Source organism: Pelagibius sp. 7325 (assembly GCF_037652055.1).
Classification (GTDB): domain Bacteria; phylum Pseudomonadota; class Alphaproteobacteria; order Kiloniellales; family Kiloniellaceae; genus Pelagibius.
Window position 1 is genome coordinate 50,634 of the sequence record NZ_JBBKAH010000007.1, and the last position, 19,133, is coordinate 69,766.

General features: G+C 66.0%; 19 protein-coding genes. 14 read left to right on the plus strand and 5 right to left on the minus strand.

The features are described 5' to 3' along the window. The first annotated feature begins 12 nt into the window (after positions 1 to 12). From fdh3B to WDC82_RS17070, 7 genes are all read left to right on the plus strand, one after another. The gene (gene fdh3B / locus WDC82_RS17040) at positions 13 to 609 is read left to right on the plus strand and encodes a formate dehydrogenase FDH3 subunit beta (RefSeq protein ID WP_340118565.1); all 597 of its coding nucleotides are present in this window, start codon (positions 13 to 15) and stop codon (positions 607 to 609) included. 162 nt (positions 610 to 771) lie between these two features. Beyond that, the gene (locus tag WDC82_RS17045) at positions 772 to 963 is read left to right on the plus strand and encodes a hypothetical protein (protein ID WP_340118566.1); all 192 of its coding nucleotides are present in this window, start codon (positions 772 to 774) and stop codon (positions 961 to 963) included. 68 nt (positions 964 to 1,031) lie between these two features. Then, positions 1,032 to 2,138 carry a formate dehydrogenase subunit gamma gene (locus tag WDC82_RS17050; RefSeq protein ID WP_340118567.1) on the plus strand — a complete coding sequence of 369 codons (1,107 nt, stop codon included), beginning with the start codon at positions 1,032 to 1,034 and terminating at the stop codon, positions 2,136 to 2,138. 3 nt (positions 2,139 to 2,141) lie between these two features. Further along, on the plus strand, positions 2,142 to 2,507 hold the full coding sequence (locus tag WDC82_RS17055) for a hypothetical protein (RefSeq protein WP_340118568.1): 366 nt from the start codon (positions 2,142 to 2,144) through the stop codon (positions 2,505 to 2,507). Positions 2,508 to 2,548: 41 nt separating this feature from the next. Further along, a complete protein-coding gene (locus WDC82_RS17060) occupies positions 2,549 to 3,187 on the plus strand; it encodes a hypothetical protein (RefSeq protein ID WP_340118569.1) in 639 nt (212 codons plus the stop codon). Positions 3,188 to 3,194: 7 nt separating this feature from the next. Next, positions 3,195 to 4,547 (plus strand): c-type cytochrome, encoded by a 1,353-nt coding sequence (locus WDC82_RS17065; RefSeq protein WP_340118570.1) that lies wholly within the window; start codon positions 3,195 to 3,197, stop codon positions 4,545 to 4,547. Between the two features lie 42 nt (positions 4,548 to 4,589). Next, positions 4,590 to 4,712 carry a hypothetical protein gene (locus WDC82_RS17070; protein ID WP_340118571.1) on the plus strand — a complete coding sequence of 41 codons (123 nt, stop codon included), beginning with the start codon at positions 4,590 to 4,592 and terminating at the stop codon, positions 4,710 to 4,712. A gap of 7 nt (positions 4,713 to 4,719) precedes the next feature. On the opposite strand, the gene WDC82_RS17075 is transcribed toward WDC82_RS17070, so the two are convergent. Beyond that, the gene (locus WDC82_RS17075; protein ID WP_340118572.1) at positions 4,720 to 5,943 is read right to left on the minus strand and encodes an ankyrin repeat domain-containing protein; all 1,224 of its coding nucleotides are present in this window, start codon (positions 5,941 to 5,943) and stop codon (positions 4,720 to 4,722) included. Continuing rightward, a complete protein-coding gene (locus WDC82_RS17080; RefSeq protein WP_340118573.1) occupies positions 5,933 to 6,121 on the minus strand; it encodes a DUF3553 domain-containing protein in 189 nt (62 codons plus the stop codon). The genes WDC82_RS17075 and WDC82_RS17080 overlap by 11 nt, the downstream gene beginning before the upstream one ends. A gap of 186 nt (positions 6,122 to 6,307) precedes the next feature. Between WDC82_RS17080 and WDC82_RS17085 the strand changes: the two genes are divergently transcribed. Then, positions 6,308 to 6,952: a histidine phosphotransferase family protein gene (locus WDC82_RS17085; protein ID WP_340118574.1), complete on the plus strand. Its 645-nt coding sequence runs from the start codon at positions 6,308 to 6,310 to the stop codon at positions 6,950 to 6,952. Positions 6,953 to 7,060: 108 nt separating this feature from the next. On the opposite strand, the gene WDC82_RS17090 is transcribed toward WDC82_RS17085, so the two are convergent. Both WDC82_RS17090 and WDC82_RS17095 read right to left on the minus strand, forming a co-directional pair. Further along, positions 7,061 to 8,668: a methyl-accepting chemotaxis protein gene (locus WDC82_RS17090; protein WP_340118575.1), complete on the minus strand. Its 1,608-nt coding sequence runs from the start codon at positions 8,666 to 8,668 to the stop codon at positions 7,061 to 7,063. 167 nt (positions 8,669 to 8,835) lie between these two features. Beyond that, a complete protein-coding gene (locus tag WDC82_RS17095) occupies positions 8,836 to 9,423 on the minus strand; it encodes a hypothetical protein (RefSeq protein WP_340118576.1) in 588 nt (195 codons plus the stop codon). Positions 9,424 to 9,797: 374 nt separating this feature from the next. Between WDC82_RS17095 and WDC82_RS17100 the strand changes: the two genes are divergently transcribed. Continuing rightward, positions 9,798 to 10,826 (plus strand): Fe(3+) ABC transporter substrate-binding protein, encoded by a 1,029-nt coding sequence (locus WDC82_RS17100; protein WP_340118578.1) that lies wholly within the window; start codon positions 9,798 to 9,800, stop codon positions 10,824 to 10,826. Positions 10,827 to 10,961: 135 nt separating this feature from the next. Here the strand turns inward: WDC82_RS17100 and WDC82_RS17105 are convergent, their stop codons facing one another. Further along, on the minus strand, positions 10,962 to 12,677 hold the full coding sequence (locus tag WDC82_RS17105; RefSeq protein ID WP_340118579.1) for an iron ABC transporter permease: 1,716 nt from the start codon (positions 12,675 to 12,677) through the stop codon (positions 10,962 to 10,964). Between the two features lie 501 nt (positions 12,678 to 13,178). On the opposite strand from WDC82_RS17105, the gene WDC82_RS17110 reads away from it, so the two are divergent. The 5 genes from WDC82_RS17110 to WDC82_RS17130 all read left to right on the plus strand — a co-directional run bounded on the left by WDC82_RS17110 (position 13,179) and on the right by WDC82_RS17130 (position 19,031). Next, the gene (locus tag WDC82_RS17110; protein ID WP_340118581.1) at positions 13,179 to 16,094 is read left to right on the plus strand and encodes a chemotaxis protein CheW; all 2,916 of its coding nucleotides are present in this window, start codon (positions 13,179 to 13,181) and stop codon (positions 16,092 to 16,094) included. Continuing rightward, complete coding sequence (locus WDC82_RS17115; RefSeq protein ID WP_340118582.1) at positions 16,091 to 16,585, plus strand: chemotaxis protein CheW; 495 nt, start codon at positions 16,091 to 16,093, stop codon at positions 16,583 to 16,585. Before WDC82_RS17110 ends, WDC82_RS17115 begins: the two co-directional genes overlap by 4 nt. 93 nt (positions 16,586 to 16,678) lie before the next feature. Then, positions 16,679 to 17,044, plus strand: a complete 366-nt coding sequence (locus tag WDC82_RS17120; RefSeq protein WP_340118583.1) for a response regulator — start codon at positions 16,679 to 16,681, stop codon at positions 17,042 to 17,044. Next, on the plus strand, positions 17,044 to 18,192 hold the full coding sequence (locus tag WDC82_RS17125; RefSeq protein WP_340118584.1) for a chemotaxis response regulator protein-glutamate methylesterase: 1,149 nt from the start codon (positions 17,044 to 17,046) through the stop codon (positions 18,190 to 18,192). The genes WDC82_RS17120 and WDC82_RS17125 overlap by 1 nt, the downstream gene beginning before the upstream one ends. Next, the gene (locus WDC82_RS17130; RefSeq protein WP_340118585.1) at positions 18,189 to 19,031 is read left to right on the plus strand and encodes a protein-glutamate O-methyltransferase CheR; all 843 of its coding nucleotides are present in this window, start codon (positions 18,189 to 18,191) and stop codon (positions 19,029 to 19,031) included. Before WDC82_RS17125 ends, WDC82_RS17130 begins: the two co-directional genes overlap by 4 nt. Positions 19,032 to 19,133 lie beyond the last annotated feature (102 nt).

The following is a 19,133-nucleotide window of genomic DNA, read 5'->3' on the forward strand; positions in this document are numbered from 1 at the left end:
AGGGATTGAATTATGGCACGTATGAAATTCCTCTGTGATGCCGAGCGTTGCATCGAATGCAACGCCTGTGTCACGGCCTGTAAGAACGAGCACGAGGTGCCGTGGGGCGTGAACCGCCGGCGTGTCGTCACCATCAATGACGGCAAGCCCGGCGAGCGGTCGATCTCCGTCGCCTGCATGCACTGCTCAGACGCACCGTGCATGGCTGTCTGCCCCGTGGACTGCTTCTACCAGACCGACGACGGTGTGGTGCTGCACTCCAAGGATCTCTGCATCGGTTGCGGTTACTGCTTCTACGCCTGTCCGTTCGGCGCGCCGCAGTACCCACAGGCGGGCAACTTCGGCAGCCGCGGCAAGATGGACAAGTGCACCTTCTGCTCTGGCGGCCCGGAGGCGGACAACTCCGCAGCCGAGTTCCAGAAGTACGGGCGCAACCGTCTGGCCGAGGGCAAGCTGCCGCTCTGTGCGGAGATGTGCTCCACCAAGGCCCTGCTCGCCGGCGACGGCGATATGGTGTCCGACATCTATCGCGAGCGTGTCGTTGCCCGCGGTTTTGGATCGGGTGCCTGGGGCTGGGGAACGGCCTACGACCAGAAGTCGGGCTCTTGAGCCCGGGCTGGGTTCCAGCCTGGTCCAGGTAACGGGATTGCCTCTGGGTGGGGGCGGCGTCTATCGCCGTCCCCACCTTTCCCATGGCACCCCGGCTTCCCCGCACAAGGCGCGAGTCTTGTTGCTTTGGTGTTACGCCTCGATTGGAGGTCGAAGAAACCGATGGCTTTACAAAAGCTGATACCGCTTCTCGCCGCGACCGGGTTCGTCCTGGGCTTGGCGGCCTGTGACGAGTCCGAACAGGGCCGCATTTTGTACTACGAGAAAGGCACCTATCAGGGCCAGTCAGACAACGGCCTTACCGACGCGCAGCGCGAAGAGCTGCGGTCGCGGACCATGCTTCAAGGGGGGTGATCCCGATGGCCGCGACCAAGGCTTCCCGTGTGACGTCAACAAGACCAGATCCGGCGAGAGGACAAACCATGACTGCCTCCCTGTTGCGCCTGCGGCGCGCCGCCTATTCCCTTTTCTTCGCTGCCGTTGTGCTGTCGGCGGGAGCCGCCGTGGTTTCCCCGGCGCTCGCACAGGGCACCGCGCCCGGTACGGCAACCGAAAGCCCGACCGGCGGCAACGTGCCCGGTAATGCGCTCGGCAACCAGGCGGATGCCGATCTCTGGCGGGCGATCCGCCAGGGTGAGACCGGATCGGTCTCCATTCCGGACGCTCAGGCCGGCCGTCTCATCCAGTCGGAAGGCGACAACTGGCGCGCGGTGCGCAACGGGCCGGTCACGGTCTACGGCGCCTGGCTGATGCTGGGCATCATCATCGTCATCGCGCTGTTCTTTGCGCTGCGCGGACGCATCCGCATCGACGCGGGGCCAGCCGGCACCACGATCGAGCGCTTCAACATGCTGGAGCGTACGGCGCACTGGATCACGGCGACATCCTTCGTGGTCCTGGCGCTGACCGGCCTCAACATCCTCTACGGCCGCCATGTGCTGCTGCCGATCCTCGGGCCCGACATCTTCGCGGCGATTACGCTCTGGGGCAAATACGCCCACAACTTCCTGTCCTTCGCCTTCATGCTCGGCGTGGTGATGATCTTCTTCCTCTGGGTGCGCCATAACATTCCAAACAAGAAAGACGTGAAATGGCTGGCGGTCGGCGGCGGCCTGTTCAAGAAAGGCGTCCACCCGCCGGCGGGCAAGTTCAATGCCGGCCAGAAGCTGATCTTCTGGTCGGTCGTGCTGGGCGGCGTCTCGATCAGTCTTTCCGGCCTTGCACTGATGTTTCCCTTCGAGTTCGCGCTGTTCGGCAAGACCTTCGCTTTCCTGAACATCTTCGGCTTGGATCTGCCGACCAACCTCGCGCCGATTCAGGAGATGCAGCTTTCCCAGGTGTGGCACGGCGTCGTGGCGCTGGTCCTCATCGCCATCGTCATCGGCCACATCTACATCGGCTCGCTGGGCATGGAAGGTGCCTTCGAGGCGATGGGCAGCGGCCAGGTCGACCTGAACTGGGCGAAGGAACACCATGCCGAGTGGGTTGCCGAGGTGCGCGGTGGCGGGCGTACGCAGGCGGCGGAGTAGGCGATGCGCTCGCGCTCTCCCGCCCACTGCCGGCGTCTTTCATGTCTGACCGTCGCGGGCGTGCTGCTCGCGGCGGCCGCCTTCTCCGCGGCACCGCAGCCCGCCCGGGCGGCGGTCGGTGCCGAGGCGGCCGGCAAGCAGATCGCCGAGCGCTATGACGTCCAGGTGCTGAAGGTGGCTCCGGGCGAGATCGACGGCCGCAAGGTCTGGCTGCTCACGGTCATGGTTCCCGGGGGTAACAGCAACAGTGCCTTCCAGGTCCACCGTCTGGCGGTCGACCAGGAAAGCGGCGACCTGGTGCCCTCGTTCCGTCACCATACCGAGGGCTATACCCTGCCGCCGGCGGCGCCAGGCGGCGAGCGGCCCTGAGCCGGGGCGCCCACCCCGTGGCCAGATCCCGGGAAGGGGCGGTGCGCCGTAGCGTGGCAGCCGCGGCGACCTGTCTCGTGCTGCTGGCGGTAGTACCGGCCGGCGGCCATGCTCAGCAGGCGCCCGCCGCCGCGGGCGGGGCGGAAGCCGCCACGCCGCGCGCGCCGGGCATGCTCACCACCCGCACTTTCAGCCCGCCGCCGCAGGATCTCGCCGTCTACGTGGCTCCCTATGACGACAGCGAACTGAATCTGAAGCTGCAGGGCGATTTCGAAGGCCGGCTCGCCGACAAGCTCGGCGCCCGCGTCACGCCGGAGCGGACCGCCAGCTTCCTCTTTCTCTTCGAGTCGGAGGTGGTTCCGGCGGAGCAGGCGCCCGGCAGGCCGAGCCTGGGCTCTGCGCGCGTCGATGAGGGCGGTGCCGAGGTCAATGTGAATGTCTGGTCGTCCAGCCAGGACAGCGTCCTCGGCGGACGCCAGCAGCCCGGCGAACTGGGCAGCAGCGTGTTTCACATCAATGCCGTGCTGCGCGACAAGGCGAGCGGCGAGGTGGTCTGGCAGGGCGATGCCTACTATGATCTCAGCGGGCCGGAGACCGAACGGGTCGCCCGCGCGCTCGTTGCGCCCCTGGTGGATAAGATGGGTCAATCTGTTGTCCGCGAACCGCTTCAGCTCGACTAGACGCCTGATGCCGCCGGTTTTCGCCCGCGCGCTGCCGCTGTTACTGGCCATGCTCTTGGCTGCGGCGGCCCCGCCGGCGCGGGCCGAACTGCGGGGTCACGGCGGCTTCGTCAAAGGCATTGCGGTTACGCCGGACGGCGAGCAGGCGATCTCCGCCAGCTTCGACTACAGCCTCATCCTGTGGGACCTCGGCAAGCAGGAGGCGGTCGAGGTGCTGGACGACCACGAGGGCGCGGTGAACGCCGTCGCCCTGCTGGACGGCGGACGCCGCGCGCTCTCCGCCAGCGACGACGGCACCCTCCGGCTGTGGGACCTCGAAGGCGGCGGCGGGCTGCTGCATGTCTTCACGGGGCATGGCGCCAAGGTCGCCGGCGTCGCCGTGGCGCCGGATGGACGGCTGGCGGCCTCGGCCGGCTGGGACGCCACGGTGCGTCTGTGGGATCTCCAGGCCAGGCAGCAGCTCTATGTGCTCGACGAGCATCAGAGCAACGTGAACGCCGTCGCCTTCTCCCACGATGGCCGCCACCTCCTGACTGGCAGCTATGATTCGACCATCCGCACCTTCGAACTGCCGTCCGATGGCAGCCGTCCGCGCCTGGTCGCCGTCATGGACGGCCACGACTTCGGCGTCAACGCGCTGGCCTTCCTGCCCGGCGACCGCCAGGCGCTCTCTGCCTCGGTCGACGAGACGGTGCGGCTGTGGGATCTCGCGACCGGCAGCGAACTCGCCGAGCTGCGCGGCCACAAGGGCCCGGTTTTCGCCGTTGCCGTGTCGCCGGATGGCCAGTGGGCCGCGTCCGGCGGCGTCGACGGCACCGTGAACCTGTGGAAGATCGACGAGCGCCGCGTGGTCGCGTCGCTCTACGGCCATGGCCAGCCGGTCTGGTCGCTGGCTTTCACGCCCGACGGCAAGCGGCTGCTCTCGGCCGGGTCCGATTCGGTGACGCGCGTGTGGGACCTGGCGACGCGCCGTGAAATCGGCGTCACCGGCGCTGACAGCGAGGCCGCCCGGATCGCCGAGGCGGCGGCGGATAACGACAGCCGCGGCGCGAAGCTGTTCCGCAAGTGCGTCGCCTGCCATACGGTCACCGCCGACGGGGGCAACCGGGCAGGGCCGACGCTCTACGGTGTGTTCGGCCGCCGTGCCGGCACCATCGACGGCTACAACTATTCCGAGGCCTTGCGCCACAGCGAGCTGGTATGGACCGAGGAGACCATCGACAAGCTCTTTGACTTGGGTCCCGACGCGTTCACGCCCGGCAGCAAGATGCCGCTGCAGCGCATGCCCTCGGCGAAGGACCGCGAAGACCTGATTGCCTACCTGAAGAGCATCACCGCCGCCCATGGGGCGGCGCAGTAGCAAGCGAACCTGTTGGAAGTTTTTGTTGAGGATAACGAAGCTATGAAATCGATCGTAATGGGAGCCGTCGTCGCCATCCTCATCGCCGTGCTCGGCGCGGTGGTGCTGACGCAGTTCTCGATGCCGACCGCGGAAGTCTTCTCGACCTCCAACGTGCGGCTGTAAGCCGCGGCTACTTCTTGGCGCCGGCGGCGCGCAGCAGGGCGGCGATCTCGCTGTCGCCGATCATCTCGGCGGCGGCCAGGGCCGTCCAGCCGTCCTTAGCCTGCAGATTGGGGTCGGCACCGGCCTGCAGCAGCAGCTTCACCTCCTCCAGTCTGGCCCGGTTGGCGGCCAGCATGAGCGCGGTGTTGCCCGTCTCTGCCTCGCGGGCATTGGCATCGGCGCCGCGCGAAAGCAGGACGACGAGAGCGCCGGGCTGACCGGCGGCCGCCGCCAGCACCACCGGTGGACGGCCGGCGCCCCCGGGCAGCGTGGGATCGGCCCCGGCGTCGAGCAGGGCGATGACGGTGTCGATCTGCGCCGCCACGATCGCCCGGCCGAGGGCGGTGTCGCCGTCCGCGGTTTGCAGGTCGGCCGGGATGCCCGCCCTCAGCAGTTCCTTCACCAGGTCGGTGTGGCCGGCACCCGCCGCCATGTGCAGCGCCGAGCTGCCGTCGCGCTGCCGTGCCTTGACGTCGGCGCCGGCGCCCAGCAGCAGCTGTAGCGAGCCTTGCGAGCCGGCGCGCGCCGCTGCGATGACGGCGGTGGTGCCGTCGTCGGCTGCGGTGTTGGGATCGGCGCCGGCGGCCAGCAGCTCGGCCACGATGGCGGTGCCGAGGGGGTCGAAGGCGGCATTGATCAGCGCCGTGTTGCCGTCGCTGCGGTCGCGTGCATCGACCGTCGCTCCGCCGGCCAGCAACACCGCCACCACCGGCCGCTTCAGGCGTCGCGCGGCGATGTGCAGCGGTGTGTTGCCGTGGTCCTTCTCGCGGGCATCGACCGGCGCACCGGCCGCCACCAGCACCTTGGCGACGCGGTCGTGCCCTTCGTAGGCGGCGTAGTGCAGGGCGGTCCAGGCATCGTCCGGGGTGGCGGCAGCGGGATCGGCACCGCGCGCCAGCAGCAGCTCGGCAACCGCCGGGCTGCCGAACATCGCGGTCACCTGCAGCGGCGTGTTGCCCAGCTGGTCGCGGGCTTCCAGGTTGGCGCCGCGCTCGATGGCGAAGCCGGCCAGCTCGCTGTCGTCGTTGCGCGCCGCCTGGTGCAATGCCTGGTCGGCCACTGGCGGTTCCACCGCGGTCTGCGCCTGCACGGAGCCGGGCACGGGGACCAGATGGAGGGCGAGGAGGATGGCAAGCGGCCGCAACAGCCGCTCGAAGGCCAGGCAGCGGCGCGGCGATATCCTAGGCATCATCGGCGACAACCTCGAGGTCGACCGCGCTGGCAATGATCAGCAGCTTGCCGGCATGTTCGAAGTTCACGGTCACCCGGTCGGCGATGACCGACTGGATCTGGCCCACGCCCCAGTCGGGCTGGTCGGGATGGCGCACCCGCATGCCGGGTGCCAGATGCAGAGTGCTGCTCACCGTCATCGCCTAGTGCCGTGGCGCCCCAATCCATCAGTTCGGGACCTGTCGTTGGGGGGTCGTCCGGGGGCTAGTCTAGCGCAGCGCTTGGTGTATAAGAAAGCGCAAGCTATGGAAATTCATTGCGGTTTCGTGCGACCTTGGGGCGTGTCTGCGGGAGACCGACGATCGAGAGCGGGGGGATACCGAGAGATGGATTTGAAGATCGACGTGCGCGTGGCCGAACTGCTGACGTCGCGGCTTTGCCATGACCTGGTGGGACCGATCGGCGCGGTGGGCAACGGCCTGGAACTGCTTGCCGACGACGAGTTCGGCATGGCCGAGGACGCGATGAAGCTGACCGCGAACTCCGCACGCCAGGCCTCCAACATTCTGCAGTTCTTCCGTCTCGCCTACGGTATGGCCGGGGCGCGTGTCGGGGCCGATTACTCGCAGATCCGCGACCTCAGCGCCGCCTTGCTGGAAACCTCGCGCACCAAGCTGCAATGGGCCGCCGTGCAGGCGCCGGAGGGGGCGCCGGACGGCCTGCCGAAACTGGTGATGAACATGATCGCGCTGGGTCACGAGGCCTTGCCGCGCGGTGGCGACCTGGTGGTGGAGATCGCTGCGGCGCCGGGCGGCGCAGAGGCAACGGTCACCATCAGCGGCCAGGACGCCCACCTGCGTCCGGAGGCCCTGGCCGGCCTGCAGGACCCGGTCGACGTCGGCGAGCTGACGCCGCGCGGCGTGCACGGCTATTTCACCAAGCTGATGGCCAGGCGGCTCGGCAGCGACCTCGAGGTTGAGACGCTGGGCGCCGACCGGCTGAAGTTCCGCGCCCGCGTCGCCGCCACCTGACGCTCCACAAGAAAGCGCCGGCCCAAGAGAAAAGCTGGCCCTAAAGAAAACGCCGGCGGGGCCTTTCTGGCACCGCCGGCGTCTTTGATTTCCCCCGTGGGGAAGGGGTCAGCCCGCGCGGATGCTGGACAGGAAGTTGTCGACCTGGCCGCTCAGCGCCTTCGACTGCTCGGCCAGCTCGTTGGCCGCCGTCAGCATGGTGCGGGCAGACTCGCCGGACTTGGCCGCCGCCGAGGTCACCTCGCCGATGTTGGTTGAAACTTCGCTCGTGCTGGCCGAGGCCTCCTGCACGTTGCGCGAGATCTCCTGCGTCGCGGAGCTCTGCTCTTCGACCGCCGCGGCGATGCCGTTGGCGATGCTGTGGACCTCCTCGATGGTCGAGGTGATCTGCGCGATGGCCTGCACGGCGCTGCCCGTCGCGTTCTGGATGCCCGCGATCTGCTGGCTGATGTCCCCGGTCGCCTTGGCCGTCTGGGTGGCGAGGTTCTTCACCTCGCTGGCCACCACGGCAAAGCCCTTGCCGGCTTCGCCGGCGCGCGCCGCCTCGATGGTGGCGTTGAGCGCCAGCAGGTTGGTCTGCTCGGCGATGTCCTGGATCATGGTCACCACATCGCCGATGCGCTGGGCGGCTTCGGCCAGGGCCTCGACCTCGCTGTTGGTCGTGCGGGCCTGATCGGCCGCGCTGCTGGCGATCTTGGTCGACTGCGCGACCTGGCGGCTGATCTCCTGGATCGAGGCGGTCAGCTCCTCGGCCGCCGAGGCGACGGTCTGCACGTTGTTGGCCGCCTGGTCGGTGGCGGTCGCCACGGCGGAAGTCTTCGTGCTGGTGTGCTCGGCGGTCTGCGACATCGACTGCGCGGTCGTCTGCACCTGCCCGGAGGCCGCGGTGACGCTGTCCACGACGCCGCGCACGCTGGACTCGAAATCGTCGGCCAGTTTGTGCATCGCCTTGCGCTTCTCTTCCTCCGCCTTGGCCTTTTCGGCCTCGCGGGCGGCGGTCGAGCGCTCCAGTTCGATGGCGTTGGTCTTGAAGGTTTCGACCGTGCGCGCCATGGCGCCGATGTCGTCGCGGCGGTCCATCGCCGGGACCTCGACCGTGGTGTCGCCGTCGGCCAGCTTGCCCATGGTCGTGGTCATCATGGCCAGCGGCTTGCCGATCAGTCGGCTGGTCACGAAGCCCAGCGCGAGGATCAGCATGACCAGGGCGACGACCGAGATGATGCCCTGCTGGATGGCGGCGGAACTGATCTCGCCGTTCAGGTCCTCGACCGACCAGGCGATGATCACCGTGCCGATGAAGGTGCCGTCCTTAGGATTGAGAGCGGGGCTGGAGACCAGGATATGGTTCGGTAGCTCCGCGACGTGCCGCTTTTCCGAACCCGTGGTCTTCGCGATGAAGTCCGTGAGGTCGGCCTGCGCCAGCGTCTTGTGGGTGAAACGCGTCAGCTCATTGCCGTCCTTGTCCAGTGTCACGACGCTGGCGATGACGGTATCGGGGGCCGTGGCGAAGTCGATATAGGCCGTCTCGATGGCGTCCGGCTTGTTCCAGCGGATGCCGCCGGCGGCGTTGTTGGCGATCAGGCGGGTCATGGTGTCGAAACCCGCCTCGCCGGTTGCCAGAGCCAGCTTGCTGGTCTGGTTGATGCCGATCGCCACCAGGGCGACCAGGATCAGGGTTGCCATGGTCGCTGCGGTCAGGATGACCTTGCGAGCCACGGACAGACGAGAAAATCCGCCCAGGCTAAGCCCGGAATGACCGTTCTTGGGCGCTTTGACTGACTGTGGTTTCTGAGTCTTGCTCATTGAATCCACCCCCTCAAACTGCAGGTTGCCTGGACGGATAATCTCTTCGGACGCCAGGTAGTGAATGACCTAGCGGCCGCTTACAGAGCGTCGATATTGACGCCGACGGTGATCGCACCGATGACCTCGCCGGTCGCCGGATCGACGATCGACATGGACAGCTGCGACTGGAAGGTCTGGGTCGACTCGTCCATCTCCACCTCATCGACGAAGATCGCGTCCGGGCCCGCCTGGTAGGTCTTCTGCCACTTGGCCTCGTCACCCTGCCAGTAGTCGGAGGTGACGTCGCTCTGGCCGACGTTCAGGCCGAGGTTGTCCATCACGAACACTTCGGTGACCAGGCCCTGGCTGGCGTCCTGCTTGCCGCGCAGATAGTTGGACAGGGCGTTGCCGAGCACGGCGTCGATCATCGGCTTGCTGCCGGCGTCGGTCTGGGCGCGCCAGTCCTTGTCCATCTTGTCGATATCGGCCTGGGCCAGGCCGGCATGCTTGGCGTTCTGCGCCTTCACGGCCTCGATCACGGCGGGGTCGGAGACCCACTGCTTCACCGTCGACTTGGCGAACTCGGTCATCGGCGCGACATGCGCATCACTGGCCCAGGCGGCCGTAGCGAACAGCGTGCCGGCGATGCCGGTAACGATACCCTTCAGAAGGTTGGTCGAAGACATCATCTTGGCTCCAATAGATTTCCTCAAACAGACGCTCGCTGCTGCGCACGCCTTTCCGTTGTGTCGACCTCATTAGCGAAGTTGTTTTAATTTAGGGTTACTTCTACGCGACTTGATTGCGGCGTCCGCAATGCCATTCTGCTTACGGGCGAAACCGCTCCGGGAAATAACGGCCATCGTCCTGGTAGAATTGCAGAAATCCGCCATTTTTTGGTTGGTTAAACAGGCCAGTATTTGTTCTGTCCCGCTTGACAGATGAGAATGATTTTCATTAACTGTGTCCGCAGTCATTGCGGGCGGAAACGCTCACGTCGCGACAAGGCCGTCGGCGCCGCCAAGCCGGCGCGCCGGGCGGTAAACCAGGGAGAAAACGGATGCATTTTAGCCGGCGCATGGTCTTCGGGACCGTGATCACTGTCGCTGTTCTGGCAAGCGGGCTGCCGGCCCAGGCGCAGGAGGTGCTGAACCTCTATTCGGCGCGCCACTATCAGACAGATGACGCCCTCTATGCCGGTTTCACGGAACAGACCGGCATCGAGATCAACCGCATCGAGGGCGAAAGTGACGCTCTCATCGAGCGCATCAAGAGCGAGGGTGCGAACAGCCCGGCCGACGTTTTCATCACGGTCGACGCGGGACGGTTGTGGCGCGCGGAGGAGGCCGGCCTGTTCCAGCCGGTCGAGTCCGAAGTGCTCGACAAGGCGATCCCGGAGAACCTCCGTCATCCGGACGGGCTTTGGTATGGTTTCTCGACCCGCGCGCGGCTCATCTACTATGACAAGAGCAAGATCCAGCCGGGTGAGATCAAGGACTACGAGGATCTCGCCGATCCGAAATGGAAGGGCAAGGTCTGTATCCGCAGCAGCTCCAACGTCTATAACCAGTCGCTGCTGAGCGCGCTCATCGAGGCCCATGGAGAAGCGGGCGCCAAGGAGTGGGCCGAAGGGGTGGTCGGCAACATGGCGCGCAACCCCGTCGGCGGCGATACCGATCAGATCAAGGGCATCGGTGCCGGCGAGTGCGAGATCGCGGTGGCCAACAGCTACTACTTCGCGCGGCTGATGACCGATCCGGAACAGAAGGCGCTGGTGGAGAAAGTCGGCTGGGTGTTTCCCGATCAGGACGGTCGTGGGACCCACGTGAACGTGTCCGGCGCCGGCGTGCTGAAGAACGCCCCGCACAAGGAAGCGGCGGTGAAGTTCCTTGAGTATCTCGCCAGCCCCGAGGCACAGCGCTACTTCGCCGAAGGCAACAACGAATACCCGGTTATCCCGGGTGTCGAGACCACTGCGGCGGTCAAGGAGCTGGGCACCGACTTCAAGGTCGACCCGGTGAACGTCTCTGTTTACGGCAGCAATCAGCCCGTTGCGCAGCGGGTCTTCGACAGCGTCGGCTGGAACTGAGCCGCCGCGACAGGGTTTGCGTTCCGGGGCTCGGGCTCCGGCGGTGAACGGCAAAGGGCCCCTTCGCGGGGCCCTTTGTTTTTGCTGGATTGGCAGGATGCTGACGAAGGCTTCTCGGGCCTTTTCAGCGGCGTGCTAACCCTTGCGGCGTCCGGGCCGGCCACGGGCGATCGCCCGGCTCAGCAGGATGACCGGCGGGATGCCGACGGCGACGATGGTCAGCGCCGGTGTCGCCGCCTGGGTCAGACGTTCGTCGGCCGCGAAGTTATGGGCCTGGACCGCCAAGGTGTCGAAGTTGAAGGGCCGCATGACCAGGGTCGCCGGCAGTTCCTTCATGACGTCGACGAAAACAACAAGGCCCGCGGTCAGCAGGCTGGAGGCCATCATCGGCGCGTGGACCCGCGCCAGCATGCCGAGAGGACGGGCACCGAGGGCGCGGGCCGCGTCGTCCATCGACGGGCGGATCTTGCCCAGCCCCGACTCTACCGTGTTCAGCGATACGGCCAGGAAGCGCACCAGGTAGGCGAAGACCAGCGCGGCGATGCTGCCGGTCAGCAGCAGGCCGCTGGAGACGCCGAAGCTGGCGCGCAGCCAGGCGTCGAGCGCATTGTCGAAGGCCGCGAAGGGCACCAGCACGCCGACCGCGATGATGGTGCCGGGAATGGCGTAGCCCATGGCCGCCAGGCGGTTGGCAATCTGCACCGCGGGTGTCCCCTGCAGGCGGCGGCCATAGGCCATCAGGGCGGCGAGGCCGACGGCCAGGAGGGCGGTTATCGCCGCCAGCAGCACGCTGTTGACGACCAGTTCCACATAGCGCGCGCCGAACTGCTGGTCGCCGGCGGCGACCGCCATGGACAGCAGGACGCCCGCCGGCAGCAGGAAGCCGAGCAGCAGGGGCAGGAAGCAGGCCAGGAAGGCGGCGGCCGCGGCCGGCCCGCGCAGCCGCTGCCCCGGCAGCTTCTGGTAGACGTTGGTCGCCTGGTGGAAGCGGGCCTGGCCGCGGCTGTGGTTCTCCAGCCAGAGGACCGCGAAGACGAAGATCAGCAGGATCGAGGAAAGCTGCCCCGCCGTGGTGCGATCCCCGAAGGCGATCCAGGCTCTGACGATGCCGGTGGTAAAGTTCTGCACGCCGAAGAACGAGACGGTGCCGAAGTCGGCCAGGGTCTCCATCAGGGCCAGCGCGGTGCCGGCGATGATGGCCGGGCGGGCCAGCGGCAGGGCGACCCGGAAGAAGCTCGCCCAGGGCCCGCAGCCGAGGGTGCGGCTCACGTCCAGCGCGCAGACCGACTGGTCGAGGAAGGCCGTGCGCGACAGCATGTAGGCATAGGGGTAGAGCACCAGCACCAGCATCGCCACGGCGCCGCCGAGAGAGCGGATCTCGGGGAACCAGTATTCCTGGTAGGTCAGCCCGGTGACCTCGCGCAGCAGGCTCTGTACCGGCCCTGCCGGCTGCAGGAAGTCGGTGTAGGCATAGGCCATCACGTAGGCCGGCACCGCCAGGGGCAGGATCAGCGCCCATTCGAAATAGCGCCGGCCGGGAAAGCGGCACATGGTCACCAGCCAGGCGGTGCCGGCGCCGATCACCGGGACGCCGACGCCGACCCCGGCCACCAGTACCGCGGTGTTCAGCAGATAGCGGGGCAGCACCGTCGAGACGAGGTGATCCCAGGTGCCGTCGCCGCTCTCGGTCAGGCTCCACAACACGCTGACGACGGGGATCAGAAACAGGCCGGCGACGGTCACCGACAGCCAGGCGAGGCCGCCCCAGCGCCGCCTTCGGGCGGTGCTGGGCGGGGAGGGGCGGGCCCCGGTCGGCGACGCTGGCCGCAGGAGAGAGGAATCGCTGGCCATTGCCGCTACCGCCGCGCTCTTTTGGGATTCGCCGTGTCTCGCCCGCTCTGGCTCATGTCTGGTCCTGTCTCATATCTGCGCCCCCGCGGCAAGGGAGGGCGGGTCCCGGGGGCGTCCTGCCGCTGCCCCAGAGTCGTCCGTGGCGGTTGCCGAAGCGGGCGGGCGGCCCGCCCCAATCGGGTGTTTCGCCGGCACGCTCCGTCTAGTCGTAGCGTTCAGATTCGCGCGCGCGTTCGGCTTCTGTGGCCGGTCTAAATTGCCTGTGATTGCCGCCCTTTAGCTTTGTGTCAAATCCTCTTTAAGCACCGATTCCCCTGCCGTTACCGGCAGTTAGGTAAGGGCTTCTTAATCTATGTTTGGCACTGTTCGGCGGTATTTCAGGGGCATTGGTTAACAGCGCTGAGCGCCCCGTATCTGGCCTGAGACTTCGGCCTGAGACTTCGGCCCAAGGCTTGGGCCCGGGGCTTGGGCCTGACAGCCGGCAAAGTTAGGACTGTGGCGATGGATGATCTTCTAAGCGAATTTCTGACCGAGACCAACGAGAGCCTTGCAGAGCTCGACGTGGAGTTGGTTCAGCTTGAGCAGAACCCCAATGACAAGGAACTGCTCGGGAATATTTTCCGCCTGATGCACACCATCAAGGGGACTTGCGGCTTCCTCGGACTGCCGCGCCTGGAAAGCGTTGCGCATGCGGGCGAGAACGTGCTGGGGAAGGTCCGTGACGGCGAACTGGTGGTAACCCCGGTCGCGGTCACGCTGATCCTCGAATGCCTCGACAGCATCCGCGCTCTGCTGGAGCAGCTGGAAGCCACCGAGGCGGAGCCGGAGGGAGAAGATACCGATCTGATCGCCCGCCTCAACGCCTTTGCCGATGGCAATGGCGTCGCCGCGTCTGCCGCCGCTGCCGACGCCCCGGTCGAAGAAGCCGCCGCCGAGGCGCCGGCCGAGGAAGACGCCGGCCAGACGCCCCTCGACGAACTCGAGCTGGCCTTCCAGAACGCCAAGGGTCCGGCAGAGCTGGCTGCCGAAAAGGCTGCCCAGGAAGCTGCCCAGGAGGCTGCTGCCGCGGACGACAAGCCGGAGCCCGCCGCCGCACCCGCGCCCGCCAAGGCGGCTGCGCCGAAGAAGGAAGCGGCCGCGAAGAAGGCCGAGCCGAAGAAGGCTCAGCCCGTTGCGGACGCCGACGGCGGTGCCAAGAAGGAAGGCTCGGTCGCCAATCAGTCGCTGCGCGTCAACGTGGACGTGCTCGAAAACCTGATGACCATGGTCTCCGAGCTGGTGCTGACGCGCAACCAGCTGCTGCAGATCCTGCGTGGCCAGAGCGAGAGCGAATTCGCGGCGCCGCTGCAGCGCCTCAACCATGTCGTCTCCGAGCTGCAGGAAGGCGTGATGGCCACGCGCATGCAGCCGATCGGCAATGCCTGGGCCAAGCTGCCGCGCATCGTTCGTGACCTCGGTCAGGAACTCGACAAGAAAATCGACCTGGTGATGAAGGGCGCGGAGACCGAGCTCGACCGCCAGGTGCTGGAGCTGATCAAGGATCCGCTCACCCACATGGTGCGCAACTCCGCCGACCACGGCCTGGAGACGCCCGCCGAACGCCTGGCGGCCGGCAAGCCGGAAATCGGGTCGGTGATGCTGAATGCCTTCCACGAGGGCGGTCACATCATCATCGAGATCGCCGACGACGGCAAAGGCCTGTCGGTGGCCAAGATCAAGCAGAAGTGCATCGACAACGGCATCGCCAGCGAGTCCGAACTGGAGCAGATGAGCGAGCAGCAGGTCCAGCAGTTCATCTTCAAGGCCGGCTTCTCGACGGCGGCGGCGGTGACCTCGGTCTCCGGCCGCGGCGTCGGCATGGACGTTGTGCGAACGAACATCGAAAAGATCGGCGGCACCATCGAGCTGACCTCGGTGGAGGGCCGCGGCACCAAGTTCGTGATCAAGATTCCGCTGACCCTGGCGATCGTCTCGGCCCTCATCGTCGAGTGCGCCGGCGAGCGCTTCGCCATTCCGCAGCTTTCAGTGGTCGAGCTGGTGCGTGCTTCGGCTCATACCGAGCACACCATCGAGCGTATCAACGGCACCCCGGTGCTGCGCCTGCGCAATCGCCTGCTGCCGCTGGTCCACCTGCGCCACCTGCTCAAGCTGGACGAGCCCAGCATCAGCAGCAAGAAGGCCCAGAAGGATGCCAAGGCGGCCAAGTCCGGCAAGAAAGCCGAAGTGGCGAAGGATGCCAAGGTGACCAAGGCCAAGCCGGCCGATGAGGCCGTGGCTCAGGATGCCGCGCCGGCGGCTGCCGCGACAGCCGTGCCGGCAAAGGGTGCCGACGACAAGGAAGTCTTCATCGTCGTTGCCCAGATCGGCACCTACTCCATGGGCATCATCGTCGACCGCGTCTTCGACACCGAGGAAATCGTTGTCAAGCCGGTGGCTCCGATCCTGCGGAACCTCCAGCTGTTCTCCGGCAACACCATCCTGGGCGACGGCAGTGTCGTGATGATCCTCGATCCCAATGGGATTGCCGCTGCAACCGGCGAGATCTCCGTGGCCGAGAGCAGCGAGGCCGACGGCAAGGGTCGCCACAGCTCCAGCAGCGCCGACAACGTCGCGATGCTCATCTTCCATGCTGTCGACGACACGCCCAAGGCCGTGCCGCTGGCACTGGTCGCGCGCCTCGAGGAAATCGACCTCAAGCAGGTCGAGTTCTCGAACAACCAGTACGTGGTGCAGTACCGCGGCCAGCTTATGCCGCTGGTCATGATGGAGCCGGGCCAGCGTCTGGAGACGGAAGGCCGTCAGCCGGTCCTGGTCTTCGCCGACCGTCACCGTACCATGGGCCTGGTGGTCAAGGAGATCGTCGACATCGTCGAGGGCCGCATGAACATCGAGCTGTCGTCGGAGCGTGAAGGCTACGTCGGCACCGCGGTGATCGGTGGCAAGGCGACCGACATCATCGATGCCGGCTACTTCCTCACGCAGGCCTTCCATGACTGGTTCGTGTCCGACCGCGACAGCATGGACGGCGACAAGAGCGGCCGCCGTCTGCTGGTGGTCGACGACAGCCCGTTCTTCCGCAATCTGCTGCAGCCGCTGCTGACGGTCGCCGGATACGAGGTGGTCTGCGTCGACTCGGCCGATGCCGCCCTTGATCTCTGTGACGCCGGTGAGGACTTCGACGTCATCATCTCCGACATCGAGATGCCGGGCATGAACGGTTTCGAGTTCGCCAGCAAGGTCACCAAGGACTCGCGCTGGTCGAACACGCCGATCGTCGCGCTGTCCGCATTCTCGAACCCGAAGGATCTGGCGCGTGGCCGTGAGGCGGGCTTCAGGGACTATGTCGCCAAGACCGACCGCGATGCGCTGTTGAACACCCTACACGATACCCTGGCTGAACTGAGAGGTGCGGCATGAGTAAGGCGAAGCACGACGGCGCGAGCGACCGCGCGCCTGCGGCCGAGACGGTCGCGGATACTGAGGACTTCGTCACCTTCATCATTGCCGACCAGCTGTTCGGTATTCCGGTGTTGAAGGTCCAGGACGTACTCAGCTCCCACAACATCACGCGCATTCCTCTGGCGCCGCCCGAGATTGCCGGTTCTCTGAACCTGCGCGGCCGCATCGTCACGGCGATGGATGTGCGTCTGCGTCTCGGCCTGCGGCCGCGCGAGCAGACGACCACCATGAGCATCGTGGCCGAGCACGACGGGGAGCTGTACAGCCTGATGGTCGACTCCGTCGGCGAGGTGCTGGCGCTGAAGGGCTCCGATTGGGAGCGCAATCCGCCGACCCTCGAGCCCAAGTTCCGTGACTATTCGAAGGGGATCTACAGGCTTGATGACAAGCTGCTGGTCGTCCTCGACGTGAACAAGCTGTTGGACTACGACCGCGTCCAGGCCGCATGAAGCGGCCCCAAGCATGAGGGCAACCCGACCCGCCAGGCCGATGAAAGGTACACCAAAGGCCGGTGCCGCCGGGATGTAAGCTGGAGCTAGAAAATGAAGTCTTGTCTGATCGTCGATGATTCGAAGGTGGTGCGCATGGTCGCGCGCAAGATCCTTGAGGGGCTGAGCTTCGCGACCGATGAAGCCGAAGATGGCCAGAAGGCGATCGAAGCCTGCCAGCGCAGCATGCCGGATGCGGTACTGCTCGACTGGAACATGCCGGTGAAGAACGGCCTTGAGTTCCTGCAGGAACTGCGGGCGATGCAGAACGTCGCTCAGCCGGTTGTCGTTTTCTGCACCACCGAGAACGACATGGAACACATCAAGACGGCTATCGCGGCCGGCGCCAACGAATACATCATGAAGCCCTTCGACAGCGACATCATCGAGTCGAAGTTCGTCCAGGTGGGTCTTATCTGATGCCAGACCCTAAGTCCGCCTCCGGCGGCACCGACGGAAGTGCAGGCGAGCCCTACCGGGTCATGGTCGTCGATGATTCGGCGGTCATTCGCGGGCTGCTCACGCGCTCGCTGGAGAAGGATCCGGCCGTCCAGGTCGTTGCCTCCGTCAGTAACGGCGAACTCGCGATAAAGGCGCTGGAGCGTCACGATATCGAGGTGGTCATCCTCGATATCGAGATGCCGGTGATGGACGGCCTGACGGCGCTGCCGAAGCTGCTCGCCGCGCAGCAGGGCCTCCAGGTCATCATGGCCTCGACGCTGACCCGCAAGAACGCGGAGGTGAGCCTGCGGGCGCTGCAGGCCGGCGCGGCCGACTATATTCCGAAGCCGAGCTCGTCCAGCGAGCTGACTTCTGCCGACGTTTTTCAGCGCGAGCTGCTGGACAAGGTCAAGGCCCTCGCCAAGGCGTCGCGCCCCAACCGACCGGCTTCCACACGGCCGCGCAGCCTCGACAGCCGCAGGCCGTTGCCGCCGGTCAATCTTGCGCCCAAGCGAACCATTACCCTGCGCAAGGCCTCGGCCGCGCTGCCGCGCATTATCGCGATCGGCAGTTCGACGGGCGGGCCGCAGGCTCTGCTCGAAGTGCTGCGCGATATGGCCGCCCGCGTGAAGCTGCCGATCCTGATCACGCAGCACATGCCGGCCACCTTCACGACCCTTCTGGCGGAGCATATCGAGCGCGCCACGGGCGTGCCCTGCGCCGAAGGCAAGGATGGCGAGGTGGTTCACGCGGGGCGCATTTATCTGGCGCCGGGCAATTATCACATGATTGTTGAGAGCCAGGGCGCCAGCACGGTGGTTCGCCTGAATCAGAACCCGCCGGAGAACTTCTGCCGGCCGTCGGTCGATCCGATGCTGCGCAGCCTGGCGAGAATTTACGGATCCAGCCTGCTGACCGTTATCCTTACCGGGATGGGGTCGGATGGGCAGAAGGGCTCGATGGAAGTCGTCGAAGCCGGCGGTACCGTTATCGCGCAGGACGAAGCCACCAGCGTTGTATGGGGCATGCCGGGAGCCGTCGCCACAAGTGGTTTGTGTTCGGCCGTGCTGCCGATCCAGGAGATCGGTCCCAGCGTCCGCAAGTTGGTCATGAGGTCAGCGGCATGAATGTGAATGATTTCGAGTATATCGCGCAGTTGCTGTACCAGCGGTCCGGCTTGGTGATCACGCAGGAAAAGGCCTATCTTCTCGAGAGCCGCCTGAATCCTGTCGCCCGCCGGTGGGACCTTGACGGCATCGACGCTTTGATCGGCGCTCTTCGCTCCAAGAAGGACGAGAAGCTGATGGTCGACGTCACCGAGGCGATGACCACCAACGAGTCGTTCTTCTTCCGCGACAACCGGCCGTTCGATCAGTTCAAGGACATCGTGCTGCCGCATATGCTGGAGGCGCGCGCCGCGCGCAAGCAGATCCGCATCTGGAGCGCGGCCTGCTCGAGCGGCCAGGAGCCCTATACCCTTGCCATGATCCTGAAGGAGGAGGCGGCGCGCCTGGCGGGCTGGCGGATCGAGATCGTCGCCACCGACCTGTCTTCCGAGATCCTGAACAAGGCCAAGGAAGGCCTCTACTCGCAGTTCGAGGTGCAGCGCGGCCTGCCGATCACCTTGCTGATGAAGTACTTCTCCCAGGAGGGTGAGAAGTGGCGCATCAGCGAAGAGATCCGCCGCATGGTCACCTACAAGTCCTTCAATCTGCTGGACAACCCCTCGGCGCTGGGCAGTTTCGATGTGGTGTTCTGCCGCAACGTGCTGATCTATTTCGACCAGCAGACCAAGGGCCAGGTGCTGGCGCGCGTCGCCCAGATCATGCCGGCCGACGGATTTCTCTATCTGGGTGGCGCCGAGACGGTGCTGGGCATCTCGGACTCCTTCGAGGTGGTTCCGGGCCAGCGCGGTGTCTATCGCCTGACCACCGGCGGATCGTCCCTGAACAGAAAGGCGGGCTGAGCCGCCAGGTCGGCTGAGTCTCCGCGGCCGCGCCGACGAGGCCAAGAAAAAGGCCGCTGTCCCAGAGAGGGGACAGCGGCCTTTTCTTTGGTCGGATCTTTT